This window comes from Actinoplanes sp. NPDC051851 (genome assembly GCF_040681165.1).
GTDB lineage: Bacteria > Actinomycetota > Actinomycetes > Mycobacteriales > Micromonosporaceae > Actinoplanes.
Genome location: NZ_JBFAYF010000037.1, coordinates 30710 through 44085, shown reverse-complemented (window position 1 = coordinate 44085; position 13376 = coordinate 30710). Strand labels below are relative to the sequence as shown.

Below are 13376 nucleotides of genomic sequence, written 5' to 3'. Positions count from 1 at the left end.
ATCACTGTCATCGGCACCGGCTACCTCGGCGCGGTGCACGCGGCATGCATGGCCGAGATCGGTCACGACGTGCTCGGCGTCGACGTGGACACCGCCAAGATCGAGGCGCTCGCCTCGGGACGGCCGCCGTTCTACGAGCCCGGCCTGCCGGAGCTGCTCGCCACCTCGTCGTCGCTGCGGTTCACCACCTCCCTCGAGGAGGCCGCGGCCTTCGGCGACGTGCACTTCATCTGCGTGGGCACGCCACAGCTGCGCGGTTCGCACGCCGCCGACCTCTCCTACATCGACGCGGTGGTGGAGGGGCTGCGGCCGTACCTTCGCGAGGACGCCCTGGTGGTGGGCAAGTCGACGGTCCCGGTCGGTACCGCCGCACGACTCGCCGCCCGGCTGGACCCGATCCCGGTCGCCTGGAACCCGGAGTTCCTGCGGGAGGGGACCGCTGTCCAGGACACGCTCCAGCCGGACCGCATCGTCGTCGGTGCCACCTCGGCACGGGCCGTCGAACTGCTCCGCGAGGTCTACGCGCCGATGCTCTCGGCCGGCGTGCCGTTCCTCGAGACCGATCTCGCCACCGCCGAACTCGTCAAGGTCGCGGCGAACTCGTTCCTGGCCACCAAGATCTCGTACATCAACGCGATGGCCGAGGTCTGCGAGGCGACCGGCGCCGACGTCGTGCAACTCGCCGGGGCGATCGGCCTGGACGAGCGGATCGGGCCGCGGTTCCTCTCCGCCGGGCTCGGCTTCGGCGGCGGCTGCCTGCCCAAGGACATCCGCGCGTTCATGGCCCGCGGCGAGGAGCTCGGCGTGGGGAGGTCACTCGCCTTCCTCCGCGAGGTCGACGAGATCAACATGCGGCGCCGGGCCAAGGCCGTCGACGTCGCCCGCGAGCTGGCCGGGGGCTCCTTCCTCGGACGGCGGGTGGCCGTGCTCGGGGCCGCGTTCAAGCCGGACAGCGACGACATCCGGGACTCGCCCGCGCTCAACGTGGCCGCCGCGATCCACCTGCAGGGCGCGCACGTCACCGTGCACGACGAGGAGGCCGTGGAGAACGCGCGGGCCGCGTTCCCGCAGCTCGACTACGCTCTCGAACCCGCCAAGGCGTGCGAGGGGGCGGACGTGGTGCTGCACCTGACCGAGTGGAAGCGCTACCGGGAACTCGACCCGGCCGTCCTGGCCCCTCTCACCAGGACGCCCCGGCTGCTCGACGGGCGCAACACCCTGGATCACCCCCGGTGGCGGGCCGCCGGGTGGGCCGTACGGGCCCTCGGACGGCCATGACCGTGCTCCGGCCGCTGCTGGCACTGCTGCTGGCGTTCCTGACGACCGCCGGTGAACCCCTGCCGCCCGCCCGAGGCATCGGGACCTGGGGGTTCACCGGGGTCGAGCAGGCCCTCGCGGAGAGCCGGGTGACCTGGTATTACACCTGGTCACCCGGCCCGGGCTCGCTGGCCGGGCCGCCGGGGGCGCAGTTCGTGCCGATGATCTGGGGTGCCTTCTCCGCGATGCCGGACGTCCCGGCCGGGGACACCCTGCTCGGGTTCAACGAACCCGACGTCGCCGCGCAGGCGAACATGACCGTCGCGCAGGCCCTCCACCTGTGGCCCGCACTGATGGCGACCGGACTGCGCCTGGGCAGCCCTGCGGTCTCCGCGAACGCGGCCACCCCGGACGGCTGGCTGGATCTGTTCATGTCCTCCGCCGCGGAGCTCGGCTATCGGGTCGACTTCATCGCCGTGCACTGGTACGGCTCCGACCCGGCCGCCCTGATCGACTATCTCCACGACGTGCACGACCGGTACGGCCTGCCGATCTGGCTCACCGAGTTCGCGGTCGCCGACTTCACCGACGGGCTGGTCTACGCCCCGCGCGCCGACCAGGAGACGTTCCTGCGCGCCGCTCTCCCGATGCTCGACCGAGTGCCCTACTTGGAGCGATATGCATGGTTCGCGCTCAGTGATCCGGCCGCGGAGCAGCCCAGCGGGCTCTACGACCACGCCGGGCGGCCGACCGCGCTGCTCGACGCGTACCGGTCCGCTAGGGTGGCGCGGTGAACCCGCTTGAACTGAGCACGATCGATCCGGCGGCACCGCTCGACGACCTGGAACCGCTCGCCGAACTGCTGGCCGGGGCACGGGTGATCGCGATCGGCGAGAACGCCCACCTGATCAGCGAGTTCTATCGGATCCGCCACCGGCTGCAGCGCTTCCTGTCGGCGCGGTTGGGGTTCACGGCGTACGCGATGGAAACGGGTTTCAGCGAAGGCCTGGAGGTCGACGCCGGGATCCGGGACGCCTCGGCCGACCTCCGGAAGATCGCGGACGAGAAGATCTGCTACACCATGGGCCGCTGTGCGGAGATGCGCGATCACCTGACCTGGATGCGCTCGGCGGAGCCGCCGGTCCGGTTCTTCGGCCTGGACGTGCCGGGCTCGACCGCGTCGCCCCTGGCGGCGCTGGCGAATATCCGCGACTTCCTGCACGAGGCCGACCCCGGCGCCGTGGCGGTGGTGGACCGGCTGACCGCCGCCGTCTCACCGTTCGCCGGAGAGCACGCCCTGCCCGCGTACGCGGCGTATGGCGCGCTCTCCGCCGCGGACCGCGACGAGATCACCGCTGTCTACGCGGATTTATCCACTCGATTCGACGCGCTCGAACCCGAATATCACGCGGCCTCCTACGCGGTCGTCCGGCACGAACTGCGGCTCGCCGTGCTGCTCGACCAGGCGATGCGGGTCTACGCGGCCCAGGTGACCACCCCGGGCGGCATCCCCACCATCCACCCGCGCGTCGCACCCCGCGACCGCGGCATGGCCGAGACGGTCCTCTGGCTGCTGGACCACCTCGGCCCGGACGCGAAGATCATCGTGGCCGCGCACAACAGCCACATCCAGCGCGTCCCGGTCCAGACCCCGGCGTTCGCGCTCTCCGCCGCCGGCCACCACCTGGCGAACCGGCTCGGCCCGGAGTATCTGGCGATCGGCGTGACCTGCACCGGCGGCCGCACGTCGACCCACCGCCCGGACCCCGGCGTCCCGGGCGGCGTGGCGATCGTCGGCGCCGACCTCGACGCCCCGGAGCCGGGCAGCATCGAGGCGGCGATGCCGGATCGTCTGTGCGCGGTGGACCTGCGCCCGCTCCGGGCCGCGGCTCCCCCGGGCGCCCCGGACCGCATCCGGGTCATGAACATCTACCAGCCCACGCCGGTCCTGGACGCGTTCGACCTGATGATCAACATCCCGTCGATCTCGACGACCAGCCAGGTCAGTCCTCCGGGATGACCATGTCGAACCGCTCCGGACGCGGCACGTCCGGGTCCGGGCCGTTGCGCACCCCGGCGTCCAGCGCGTCGATCCGCGCCATCTGCTCCTCGGTGAGGTCGAAGCCGTACACGTCGACGTTCTCCGCGATCCGCCCCGGGTTCGTCGACTTCGGGATCGCCGAGCGCCCCTGTTGCAGGTGCCAGCGCAGCATCACCTGAGCCGGCGTCCGCCCGGTCTCGCCCGCGATCGCCGCGATCACCGGATCCCGCAGCACGTTCCGGCGCTCCTCGCCCCAGCCCGGGTAGAACGTGATCCCGCCGATCGGCGACCACGCCTGGGTGAGGATGCCGTGCTCCGCGCCGGCCTTCTGCACGTCCGGCTGGGTGAAGTACGGGTGCAGCTCGATCTGGTTGACCGCCGGCACCACCGAGGTCGCCTCGATCAGCCGCTCGAGGTGGTGCCGCATGAAGTTGCTGACCCCGATCGCCCGCACACCACCGTCGGCGAGCAGCCGCTCCAGCGCCCGGTAGGCGTCGACCGTCTTCTCCCACCGGTCCGGCGCGGGCTGATGCAGGATCAGCAGATCGATCCGTTCCACGCCGAGTTTCCTGACCGCCTTCCGGTACGCGTGAAGGGTGGCCTCGTATCCATAGTCGCTCACCCACACCTTGGTCTCCAGGAACACGTCGTCCCGATCGACCCCCGACCGCCGGAGCCCCTCCCCGACCTGCCGCTCGTTTCCGTAGGCCGCCGCGGTGTCGACATGCCGGTACCCGGCCCGCAGCGCCGTCTCCACCGCCGCCGCCGTCTCCTCGGGCGGGCTCTGAAACACCCCGAGCCCCAGCGCGGGCATCGCGACCCCGTTGTTCAGCACAAGCTCTCGGTTCATGCCTTCGACCCTAGGAGCTCCACCCGAGAGGAGAGGGGTACTGCTTTTACCTCCCTGACGTCGCCTTCAGCATGTCGATGTAGAGCGACTCGTAGCTGTCGAGGAAGGGACCGATGTCGGTGGCGTGTTCATCGAGAAGCTCGAACACCTGCCGGTAGCTCTGCACGTCCCGGTCACTGCGGGAGGTGAGCCCGGTGTTGTACAGATCGACCACGACGAGTCCGTCGTCGACGACGACGAACCCGTGCAGCGGCGGGATCTCCGCCGGCGCGCCGTCCGGGAGAATCCTGATGGTGACGTTGGGATGATGCGCGATGATCTCCCGCAGGTGGCTGATCTCGGCCAGCAGCTCCGCCAGCGGGTAGGACCGGCGCTTCAGTACCGCCTCGGCCAGAATGAAGCGGAACGAGATGGCGGGATTGGCCAGCGCCTCCTGACGCCGGACCCGCGCCGAGACCGCCGACAGCAGCGCCGCCTCGGTCTGGCCCTCCTCGGGAAGCAGGAGCACCCGCTGGAAGGACCGGAACACCAGCTTCGCGTACCCGCTGGTCTGCAAGGGACCGGGCACGAGCGCCGGCTCGAAGACACGGACGCACTCGGCGCCGGCCTCCCAATCGGCCAGGGTCTTCTGCTGCACGGCCAGGCCGCTCGAGGCGGGCCGCCAGTCCGTCATCTGATCGCGCGTACGCTCCGCGCGCTCCAGCAGCGCCTGCACCTCGGCGTCGCCCGCGCCGAGCGCGCGGGCGATCGCTTCGATGTCCTCTGCGGTGAGCGGGCCCTTGCCCCGCTCGATCCGGGAGATCTTGGGCTGGCTCAGACCCACGGCGGCAGCCAGTCTGGCACCGCTCATCCGCCGGGCCTGGCGCATGCGGGCCAACGTCTTACCGACCGGCTCGTCCCTCTCGCCGGGGAGTCCGAGTGCCACAGAAATCCTAGACCTCCTCAGTAGACCTTCCGGGCGGACCCTGCTGGGCCGGCAGGTTACGAACCGCTTCGGCCAGGAGGCTGATGGGCACCTCCACCAGCACCTCGCCCTCGGGCAGCTCGATTCCCGCTCGCTCCGGCGAGACTACATATCCCTGAACCACGGCGGTCGCCGTACCCGACAGATCGGAATCAGTCTCCACATACACCGTCGGGCAGTTACCCGCAGTGCACTGATTGGCGATCGGGCGCAGCGCCCCGAGCGGGGCGGAGTGCCCGATGGAACCGGCGGAATCCGCAGCCATGACTAGTCTAGTCATTCTATTCAACCTCAGTCAGTCTGGAGTGAGCATCTACGATGACGCTCTCAGCAGCCACATTACCAGCTGCTTCCCAGCTGAATGCACCATACCTGACTGCGAGGTAGCAGATTCAATGGACGAGATCGTCTGACAGAAGGCGAACGATGACTAGCCTAGTCACTGCACTGAATAGAAACTGGAGACAGAATCGTTCCTCGCGACCAGGTGGTTCCCATGTCCGATCAGGCACCTCGAACGGCGATGAACCGCTGGATGCCGATCGGGTTCATGCTGCTCACGGCCACCGGGGTCAGCGGTGTCGCCGGAATGCTGGCCCATGCCGCAGGGAATAACGTCCCCGCGGCCATCCTCACCGGCGGTGGCGCCTTCGCGGGCGCCGCGGGACTCCTCCTGGCCATCGCCCATTACGCCCGTGACAGGTAGTCAGGGCTTGCGGCGCCGGACGTAGAGGCGGTCACCGGTCCACTCCAGCCGGACCACACCCGGGACGGCGGCGCCGGCGAGGCGCGCCGCGTTCGACCAGTAGCCGTAGTTCGGGTTGCGGAAGAACGTCGCCCACAACCCGCCGTTGTGGTCGGTGAAGAAGTTGTCGTGGCCGGCCCCGACGCCCGCCGTCCAGCGCTCGGAGTACGGCCCCTCGAACGCGTCGGCCACCGCCACGACCGCGTCGTACTGGAACTGGACCCGCCCGGTCGCCGCGGTGTCGTAGGCGTTGCGCACGGTGCCGTCCGCGTTGATCGAGGTACGGTCCCACGCCGCCTGGACCAGGAAGTACTTCCCCGCGTGCCGGAAGACATGGGCACCTTCCAGGTACGGCTCCGGGCTGTACGCCGTCTCCCGGAACTGCCGCAGCCCGGTCGACGGGACGATGTCCTCCATGTCGTCGGCGAACCTCGCGTACCAGTGGTTGTGCAGCACCAGCCACGCGTCGTCGCCCTCGGCGTACAATCCGCCGTCGATGTGGTGGTAGGCGCCGGGCTCGACGAACGCCGGCCCACCGATGAACGACTCCCCGAACGGCTTCTCCAGGTTCCCGGTCGCCACCCGGTACGGCCCCGCCACCCCGCCCTCACTGACCAGCAGGAACGACCCGACCTTGCGCGAGTGGTCACCCATGCACGCGACGATGTACCACTTCCCCCGGACGTAGTGCACCTCCGGCGCCCACGCCTCCCCCCGCTTCCCGAACTCGGTGTCCGTCCAGTACTCCTGCCACGGCGCCACCACGGTCCGCCCGCTCGTGTTCTCCCCCACGAACTCCGGCGACCAGACCTTCCCGCGCTCGGCACCGGCCCGGATCCCCGTGGTGTCGGCCAGCGTCCACGGCCCGCGCAGCGCCGGCGCCGTCCACACGAAGATTCCGTCGTTCCAGGGCGCCGCCGTCTCCAGCCCGGCCACCCGCGTGGTCCCGGTCGCGACATAGACCGCCCGGCCCTCCACGTCGAAGCAGTTGACGTACGTATCACGCAACCAGACCCGCCCCAGTTCCCGATCGCGCGGTCGCAGCTCGAGGGGCAGCACGAACGAGTTGTCGTCCCGCGGCCAGAGGTCGAGTCGGGTGTCCGCGATCCCGTAACTCTCCGGATCGGGCCAGTCCCCGAGCCGCCCGCCCGGCACCGCCCCCTCCACCACCGACGAGAACCGGGGCGCCAGAGCCAGCCCCATCGAACCACCCAGCAACGACCGCCGCCCGAGACCCATGGCATCGACCATAATGAACGCCATTCTGCCGGTGAACGGGCGACGGATTACCGGGCCTCGTCCAGGCTCTCGAAGATCGTGATCCTGCCCGGGAGACCGGCGATGGCGATCACCCGGGCGGTCATGCCGGCGGGGGGGGCCACGATCCGCATGCGCAGGCCGCGCAGGCCACCGCCGCGCAGTGGCCAGATCCACGGTCAGCGTGGGTCCCGGCCGATCCTGCTCCCTGGTGCGGCCTGCGCGCCGGTGTGCGAACGCTTGCCGCCGCGGCGGATCGTCCCGATCGGCGCGGGGAAAACGCCCCGGCCGGTGGGCCCCGGTACCGCTCCCGCGTCACTCGGCGGTGCGACCGGATTCCCCGGCCGGAGACGTCGACGTCGGTGATCGACGGACGGGGGGAACGCGGTCGGCGTACGTTGGCGGGATAGGGCGGTGAGACGGTGTCGTCAGCGGTGGCGCGGAACGAGTGCGGGGCGGTGGTGCTGACCGATCCGCTCAGGGTGCTGGAAGCGGCCGACCAGGGGTATTTCGCGGTGGACGCGAGTGGGCGGGTGCTCGCCTGGAACGCGGTGACGGAGAGCGTGTTCGGGCATCGGGCGCGTGAGGCCTGCGGGCGGGACGCGGTCGACCTGATCATTCCGGAACGTTTCCGGAAGGGGCACCGGGCCGAACTGGCGGCGCTGATGAGTGGGGCGACCGCGAACGCGGCAGCATCTGTCGTTCGTCGCCGCGCACCGGGACGGGCACGAGTTCCCGGTGGAGATGACCGTGACGATCATCGATGAACCGGAGGGGCGGGTCCTGCACGGGTTCGCCCGGGACATGACCGTGGACCAGCGGGTACGGCGGTTCGCGGCGGTGGAGGCGGCGATCTCGCGGGGGCTGGTCGAGGCCGATTCCAGCGCGGACGCGGCGGCACGGGTCACCGAGGCGCTCGGTTCGCGGATGGGATGGCCGGTCACCGAGCTGTGGCTGACCGATGCGCGGCACCAGGTGGCCGGTGAGCAGCAGCGGGTGCTCACCTGCGCGGCGAGGTACGCGCCGGGGATGGAGCTCGGGGATTTCGCGGCCGAGGAGCTGACGGTCGGGCCGACGACGGTGCCGGGGCGCGTCGTCGCGCAGGCACGGACGATCTGGGTGCCGCACCTGGCGGCGGACACCGCGTCGCCGCGGAGCCGGGCGGCCGACCGGATCGGGCTGCACGTGGCGGTCGGGGTGCCGGTGGCCAGCGGTGGACGGCCGATCGGGGTGCTCTGCGTGTACGGGGACCGGATCGAGGACCCGGACAAGACCCTGACGGCCCTGCTGACGAACATCACGGCACAGGTCGGGCAGTACCTGGAACGACGGCGGGCCGAGGAGCTCGCGGTCGAGCTGGCCCGCACCAAGGACGAGTTCCTGGCGCTGGTGACCCACGAACTGCGCAATCCGCTGTCGGTGATCAGCGCCGAGGCCACCATGCTGGAGGAGGAGATCGACGAGATCGGGCCGGACGAGCAGCGACGGCGGATCCGGACGATCATCCGGAACGCCGACCATCTCCGGGTGGTCTCCGACGACCTGCTGGATCTGGCGCGCCTGGAATCCGGGCAGCTCTCGCTGGAACCGCGGCGGACCGATCTCTGCCAGATCATCCGGGAGTCGATGCAGGCGGTACGCGCGGCGGCCGGGGACAAGAACCTCACGGTGGACGCGGCGCTGCCCGGGACCGTCCGCCTGCAGGGTGATCCGAATCGGCTGCGACAGGTCGCCGACAACCTGCTCTCCAACGCGGTGAAATACACCCCGGCGGGCGGTGCCGTCACGATCCGGGTGGACGCCGGATCCGACGAGGTGGTGTGGCGGGTGGCCGACACCGGGATCGGCATCCCCGAAGCCGAGAGGCCGCAGCTGTTCCGGCGGTTCTTCCGGGCGTCCAGCGCGGTCGACCGGCGGATCCCGGGCACCGGCCTCGGCCTGGTGATCACCCGGGCCATCGTGGAACGGCACGAGGGCACGATCGGCCTCGCCGACGGGGAGACCGGAACCACCTTCGTGATCCGGCTCCCCCGCCGGCTGACGGAGCAGGCACCGGCACGGTGACCAGCACGGTGACCGGCACCGGCACGTGATCAGCGGTGGTGGCGGATCCACGCCGCCTGGCCGCCGTCGATCAGCAGGTCGGTGCCGGTGATGTAGAGCGACTCCGGGCCGGTCAGGAAGGCCACCGCGGCGGCGATCTCCGAGGGCGTGCCGGTGCGGTCGGCGCCGCACGCGGTGAGCATCGCCATCATGTGGTCGCCGGACGAGGACTCCTGCTCGGCCCGGGCCATCGCCGTCGAGATCACGCCCGGGCTGATCGTGTTGATCCGGGCGCCGCGCCGGTTCCAGGCGAGCGCCGCGGCCTGTACCCGTACCTGGTTGGCCCGCTTCGCCAGGATGTAGGCGGCCACCCGATCGTCGCCGACCGAGCCGAGCACCGGCAGCGCGAGCAGTTCCGAGGAGGGTGCGGTGGCCAGCGCCTGCTCGTCGGTGGCGGACAGCGACGCGTAGTGCCCGGCCATGCTCGCCACGCAGACCAGCGAGGAGCCGCGCCCCACGACCGGCTCGAACGCGTCGATCACGTGGGCGGTCCCGGCCAGGTCCACCCGCATGATCTGGTCGACGGTCGCGGTCGCCGCCGACACCCCGGCGGTGTGCACGATCGCCGCGATCCGCCCCTCGGCCGCCGCGTACGAGGCGAGCGACCCGACCGCCTCGGCCGAGGAGACGTCGGTGACCTGGCCTTTCGCCGCGTACCCCTCGGCGCACAGCTCGGCCACCGCACGGTCCAGCGACGCGGCGAAGGCGTCCGCGAGGATCACCGTCCGCCCGCTGCCGATCCGCCGGGCGACCGCGAGTCCCATGCCACCGGCTCCGGTGATGACCACGACGTCGTCGCTCATTCCTGACCTCCCATCGCGATGGCCTGCCGCCACGGCCTGATCACTTTCGGCGGCATGCCCACCGCCAGGGCGCCGACCAGACGACCCTTCCTCCGGTACGCCGCCACGAAGCGCCCGTCCGCGAGATCGCCGTCCGCGATCTCCACCCGGTCGTGGCCCCGCAGGTACCCGTACGCATGGATCTTCAGGTCGTACTGGTCGGACCAGAAGTACGGCACCGGCGCGAACGGTTTCCGCCCGTCCGGCCAGAGCAGGTTGCGGGCCGCGGCCATGCCCTGCTCGGCGGCGTTGGTCCGGTGCTCGATCCGCATCGGCGTACCGAAGAGCGGGTTGTGCCACCGCGCCACGTCACCGGCGGCGAACACGTCCGGCCCGGCGGCGCTGAACTCGTCGCAGACCACGCCGTCGTCCACGGTCAGCCCGCTGCCGTCGAGCCACTCCGTGTTCGGCACCGACCCGATCGCGACCAGCACCTCGTCCGACTCGACCAGCGTTCCGTCGGCGAGCCGCACTCCCCCGTCGGCCACCGCGTCGACGCCCACCCCGGTACGCAGGTCGACCCCGTGCGACCGGTGCACGCCGGAGAGGAAGCGGCCGATCTGCTCGCCGACCGCGTGCGCCAGCGGGACCGGCGCGGGTTCGAGCATCACCACGTCGCAGCCGATCCCGCGGGCCACGGCGGCGCACTCGGCACCGAGGAATCCGGCGCCGACGATGGTCAGCCGGGTGCCGGGACGCAGCCGTTCCCGCAGGTCGAGCGCGTCCTTGAGGGTACGCAGGACGTGCGCGCCGGAACCGGGGAGCGTGCGCGGCCGCACCCCGGTGGCGATGACCAGGCCGTCGTAGCCGATGGCCGTCCCGTCCGCCAGGGTGACCACCCGGGACGCGGTGTCGAGCGCCGTCGCGCGGACCCCGAGCCGCAGGTCCAGACGGAGCGCGGTGAGCTGCTCGACGGTCCGCAGCGCCAGCCGGCCGGCCTCCCACTCCTGGGCCAGGATCTGCTTGGAGAGCGGCGGACGGTCGTACGGTGCGTCGAGCTCCTCGCCGATCAGCGTGAGCGTCCCCTCGAAGCCCTCCCGCCGCAGCGTCTCGGCGGCCGAGAGCCCGGCGGCCGAGGCGCCCACCACGACGACCGACCTCATGCCTCCACCAGGCGGATCGCCGCGGCCGGGCAGACCGCCGCGGCCTCGCGCACCGCGTCGTGCTGCTCCGGGCCGGGCTCGGCGGCGAGGACGATCGCCACGCCGTCCTCGTCCCGCTGGTCGAAGACGTCGGGCGCGACCATCACGCACTGGCCGGCGGCGACGCACTTCGGTTCGTCGAACTCGATCTTCATGAGGGGAACCCCTTTCACCAGGTGACCGGAAGCGATCGCAGACCGTAGGCGACGCCCTCCATCGCGAACGGCACCTCCTCGAACGGCACCGCGAGCGCGAGCGTGGGGATCCGGCGGTAGATCGTGCCGTACGCGACCTGCAGTTCGACGCGCGCCAGCGACTGCCCGAGACACTGGTGTACGCCGTAGCCGAACGCGTGGTGCGAGCGCGCCGGGCGGCTCAGGTCGAGCCTCTCCGGCTCGGGGAACTCGGCGGCGTCCCAGTTCGCGCCGGAGAGGTCGAAGATGACGCCGTCGCCGGCCCGGATCGTGGTGCCGCGCAGGTCGATGTCCTCGATCGCGATCCGCCGGATGCCGGTGTGCACGATCGTCAGGTAGCGCAGGATCTCCTCGGCGGCGTTCGCCACGAACTTCGGGTCGTCGCTCCGCTCCCGCAGGAGCTCCAGCTGGTCCGGGTTCTGCAGCAGGGCCAGGGTGCCGAGCGAGATCATGCTGGCACTGGTCTCGTGGCCGGCGATCAGGATGGCGCTACCCATGATCACCGCCTCGGTGTGGGTCATCTCGCCGGCCTTGACCCGCGCGCCCATCTCGGAGAGCACGTCGTCCGCGGGCTCGGCCATCTTCTTGACCAGCAGCGCGGCGAGGTACTCGCCCAGGTCCCGGCCGGCCGCGGCGCCGTCCTCCGGGTCGGTGTCGTGGCTGATCGCCCGGTGGCTCGCCTCCTGGAAGAACTCGTGGTCGGCGTAGGGGACGCCGAGGATCTCGGTGATCACCAGGGTCGGCACCGGCAGGCCGATCGCGGTGACCAGGTCGGCGGGGTTCGGGCCGGCCAGCATGTCGTCGATCAGCCCGTCGATCACCTGCTGGATCCGCGGGCGCAGCGCCTCCACCCGCTTCACCATGAAGGGCGCGTTCACCGTACGCCGTAGCCGGGTGTGCTCCGGCGGGTCGGTGTTGGTGATCAGATTCGGGTGATGGGGTGCCTGGGCCGCCCGCGACCGGGTCATGTGCGGGTAGTTCGGCTTCTTCTCGTCGATGCTCAGCCGGGGGTCGTTGAGCAGCGCCCGCTGATCGGCGTGGCTCGTGATGATCCACGGCGTGCTGCCGTCCCAGATCCGCACCCGGCCCAGGCCCGGCATCGCGCGGATGCCGGCGGCGGGGGCGAAGGGGCACGTCTTTTCCCGTTCCATCGGGTAATCGGCGACCGTCATGACCCCATCCGAACAGGATTAGCTGACAAACACCTGACGCGTCCTACTTGAGTTGATATCCGAATCCGCGGTGGGTGTGGATCCGGACCGGCGGGCTCTGGTCCACCTTGTCCCGCAGCCGGCTGACCAGGCGTTCGATGGCGTTCCCGCCGCGCGGCTCGCGCCAGACCTGCCAGGCGAGCTGGTCCTTGGAGAGCACCTGACCGGCGTTGACCAGCAGGTAGCGCAGGAGCCGGTACTCGGCCGGGGTGACGCCGAGCAGCCGCTCGCCGCGCCAGGCCTGGCAGACCACCTCGTTGAGCAGCAGGTCGCCGTGCCGCAGCACGTCCGGCCGGCGGGCCTTGAGCAGCACCTGGACCCGGGCCAGCAGCTCGGCCTCCCGGCACGGCTTGGTCACGTAGTCGCCGACCTCGGTGCCGAGCTCGGGGAGCAGCATCTCCAGGTTCTCGCAGGGGGTGACACAGAGGACCGAGGGGCGGGCGGCCAGGGCGGGACGGTTGCGGGACAGCTCGTAGAGGTCGGGGATCTCCACATCGACCACGATCAGGTCCACGTGGCGGTCGTCGAGTAATCGCAGGGCGGCGGCGCCGGTGGCGGCCGTCTCCACCGCGTACCCCGCCAGCGCCAGCCGCGCGGAGAGGGATCCGCGCTGGTCAGGGTCGGGGATGACAACGAGGAGGCGGGGCTTCGTCGGCCCTTTGGTGGCAGCGGGCATGCGTACAAGCATGGACCTTTCGACCGGGTGGCGGCGTACCGCATCCGCGGTATCCGATGTGACCCCGCGCCGAGTCGGATTCAGTCACTTGATT

Annotated in this window: 15 protein-coding genes; 6 read left to right on the top strand and 9 right to left on the bottom strand. The window is 71.0% G+C overall.

All coding sequences use genetic code 11. The annotated features are described in order from the left end of the window. Genes AB0M08_RS30065 through AB0M08_RS30055 form a run of 3 tightly spaced genes read left to right on the top strand, consistent with a single transcriptional unit; the run spans window position 1 to window position 3277 of the window. Window positions 1-1278 carry a UDP-glucose/GDP-mannose dehydrogenase family protein gene (locus AB0M08_RS30065; protein ID WP_364500478.1) on the top strand — a complete coding sequence of 426 codons (1278 nt, stop codon included), beginning with the start codon at window positions 1-3 and terminating at the stop codon, window positions 1276-1278. Continuing rightward, window positions 1275-2051: a glycoside hydrolase family protein gene (locus AB0M08_RS30060; protein WP_364500347.1), complete on the top strand. Its 777-nt coding sequence runs from the start codon at window positions 1275-1277 to the stop codon at window positions 2049-2051. The genes AB0M08_RS30065 and AB0M08_RS30060 overlap by 4 nt, the downstream gene beginning before the upstream one ends. Continuing rightward, window positions 2048-3277, top strand: a complete 1230-nt coding sequence (locus AB0M08_RS30055; RefSeq protein ID WP_364500344.1) for an erythromycin esterase family protein — start codon at window positions 2048-2050, stop codon at window positions 3275-3277. The genes AB0M08_RS30060 and AB0M08_RS30055 overlap by 4 nt, the downstream gene beginning before the upstream one ends. Here the strand turns inward: AB0M08_RS30055 and AB0M08_RS30050 are convergent. From AB0M08_RS30050 to AB0M08_RS30040, 3 genes are read right to left on the bottom strand one after another with little or no spacing between them, the layout of a single operon-like run. Continuing rightward, window positions 3261-4148, bottom strand: a complete 888-nt coding sequence (locus tag AB0M08_RS30050) for an aldo/keto reductase (RefSeq protein ID WP_364500341.1) — start codon at window positions 4146-4148, stop codon at window positions 3261-3263. The two genes, AB0M08_RS30055 and AB0M08_RS30050, sit on opposite strands and share 17 nt — an antisense overlap. Before the next feature lie 46 nt (window positions 4149-4194). Further along, the gene (locus AB0M08_RS30045) at window positions 4195-5073 is read right to left on the bottom strand and encodes a Scr1 family TA system antitoxin-like transcriptional regulator (RefSeq protein ID WP_364500339.1); all 879 of its coding nucleotides are present in this window, start codon (window positions 5071-5073) and stop codon (window positions 4195-4197) included. 7 nt (window positions 5074-5080) lie between these two features. After that, window positions 5081-5377: a hypothetical protein gene (locus AB0M08_RS30040; protein ID WP_364500337.1), complete on the bottom strand. Its 297-nt coding sequence runs from the start codon at window positions 5375-5377 to the stop codon at window positions 5081-5083. Between the two features lie 231 nt (window positions 5378-5608). Here AB0M08_RS30040 and AB0M08_RS30035 point away from each other — a divergent pair, with 231 nt between their 5' ends. Then, the gene (locus tag AB0M08_RS30035; protein ID WP_364500334.1) at window positions 5609-5818 is read left to right on the top strand and encodes a hypothetical protein; all 210 of its coding nucleotides are present in this window, start codon (window positions 5609-5611) and stop codon (window positions 5816-5818) included. Here AB0M08_RS30035 and AB0M08_RS30030 read toward each other — a convergent pair whose 3' ends face one another. Continuing rightward, window positions 5819-7060, bottom strand: coding sequence for a family 43 glycosylhydrolase (locus tag AB0M08_RS30030; RefSeq protein WP_364500331.1), 1242 nt, complete (start codon window positions 7058-7060; stop codon window positions 5819-5821). It lies immediately after the preceding gene. Between the two features lie 476 nt (window positions 7061-7536). Here AB0M08_RS30030 and AB0M08_RS30025 point away from each other — a divergent pair, with 476 nt between their 5' ends. Both AB0M08_RS30025 and AB0M08_RS30020 read left to right on the top strand, forming a co-directional pair. Next, on the top strand, window positions 7537-7881 hold the full coding sequence (locus tag AB0M08_RS30025; protein WP_364500329.1) for a PAS domain-containing protein: 345 nt from the start codon (window positions 7537-7539) through the stop codon (window positions 7879-7881). Further along, window positions 7865-9178, top strand: coding sequence for a GAF domain-containing sensor histidine kinase (locus tag AB0M08_RS30020; RefSeq protein WP_364500326.1), 1314 nt, complete (start codon window positions 7865-7867; stop codon window positions 9176-9178). Before AB0M08_RS30025 ends, AB0M08_RS30020 begins: the two co-directional genes overlap by 17 nt. 29 nt (window positions 9179-9207) lie before the next feature. Here AB0M08_RS30020 and AB0M08_RS30015 read toward each other — a convergent pair whose 3' ends face one another. The 5 genes from AB0M08_RS30015 to AB0M08_RS29995 are packed head-to-tail and all read right to left on the bottom strand — an operon-like array spanning window position 9208 to window position 13282. Further along, on the bottom strand, window positions 9208-10020 hold the full coding sequence (locus tag AB0M08_RS30015) for an SDR family oxidoreductase (protein WP_364500324.1): 813 nt from the start codon (window positions 10018-10020) through the stop codon (window positions 9208-9210). After that, complete coding sequence (locus tag AB0M08_RS30010; protein WP_364500322.1) at window positions 10017-11162, bottom strand: FAD-dependent oxidoreductase; 1146 nt, start codon at window positions 11160-11162, stop codon at window positions 10017-10019. The genes AB0M08_RS30015 and AB0M08_RS30010 overlap by 4 nt, the downstream gene beginning before the upstream one ends. Then, entirely contained in the window at window positions 11159-11356 is a 198-nt protein-coding gene (locus tag AB0M08_RS30005) for a ferredoxin (RefSeq protein ID WP_364500319.1), read from the bottom strand. The genes AB0M08_RS30010 and AB0M08_RS30005 overlap by 4 nt, the downstream gene beginning before the upstream one ends. A 14-nt stretch (window positions 11357-11370) precedes the next feature. After that, window positions 11371-12567, bottom strand: a complete 1197-nt coding sequence (locus AB0M08_RS30000) for a cytochrome P450 (protein ID WP_364500317.1) — start codon at window positions 12565-12567, stop codon at window positions 11371-11373. A 43-nt stretch (window positions 12568-12610) separates the two neighbouring features. Next, entirely contained in the window at window positions 12611-13282 is a 672-nt protein-coding gene (locus AB0M08_RS29995; protein WP_364500314.1) for a response regulator transcription factor, read from the bottom strand. Window positions 13283-13376 lie beyond the last annotated feature (94 nt).

What these genes read in the sequence shown, in the direction of transcription:
- AB0M08_RS30010 (WP_364500322.1), bottom strand. Translation starts at nt 11,162, where the DNA reads ATGAGGTCGGTCGTCGTGGTGGGCGCCTCGGCCGCCGGGCTCTCGGCC.
- AB0M08_RS30000 (WP_364500317.1), bottom strand. Translation starts at nt 12,567, where the DNA reads ATGACGGTCGCCGATTACCCGATGGAACGGGAAAAGACGTGCCCCTTC.
- AB0M08_RS30035 (WP_364500334.1), top strand. Translation starts at nt 5,609, where the DNA reads ATGTCCGATCAGGCACCTCGAACGGCGATGAACCGCTGGATGCCGATC.
- AB0M08_RS29995 (WP_364500314.1), bottom strand. Translation starts at nt 13,282, where the DNA reads ATGCCCGCTGCCACCAAAGGGCCGACGAAGCCCCGCCTCCTCGTTGTC.
- AB0M08_RS30060 (WP_364500347.1), top strand. Translation starts at nt 1,275, where the DNA reads ATGACCGTGCTCCGGCCGCTGCTGGCACTGCTGCTGGCGTTCCTGACG.
- AB0M08_RS30030 (WP_364500331.1), bottom strand. Translation starts at nt 7,060, where the DNA reads ATGGGGCTGGCTCTGGCGCCCCGGTTCTCGTCGGTGGTGGAGGGGGCG.
- AB0M08_RS30040 (WP_364500337.1), bottom strand. Translation starts at nt 5,377, where the DNA reads ATGGCTGCGGATTCCGCCGGTTCCATCGGGCACTCCGCCCCGCTCGGG.
- AB0M08_RS30050 (WP_364500341.1), bottom strand. Translation starts at nt 4,148, where the DNA reads ATGAACCGAGAGCTTGTGCTGAACAACGGGGTCGCGATGCCCGCGCTG.
- AB0M08_RS30015 (WP_364500324.1), bottom strand. Translation starts at nt 10,020, where the DNA reads ATGAGCGACGACGTCGTGGTCATCACCGGAGCCGGTGGCATGGGACTC.
- AB0M08_RS30005 (WP_364500319.1), bottom strand. Translation starts at nt 11,356, where the DNA reads ATGAAGATCGAGTTCGACGAACCGAAGTGCGTCGCCGCCGGCCAGTGC.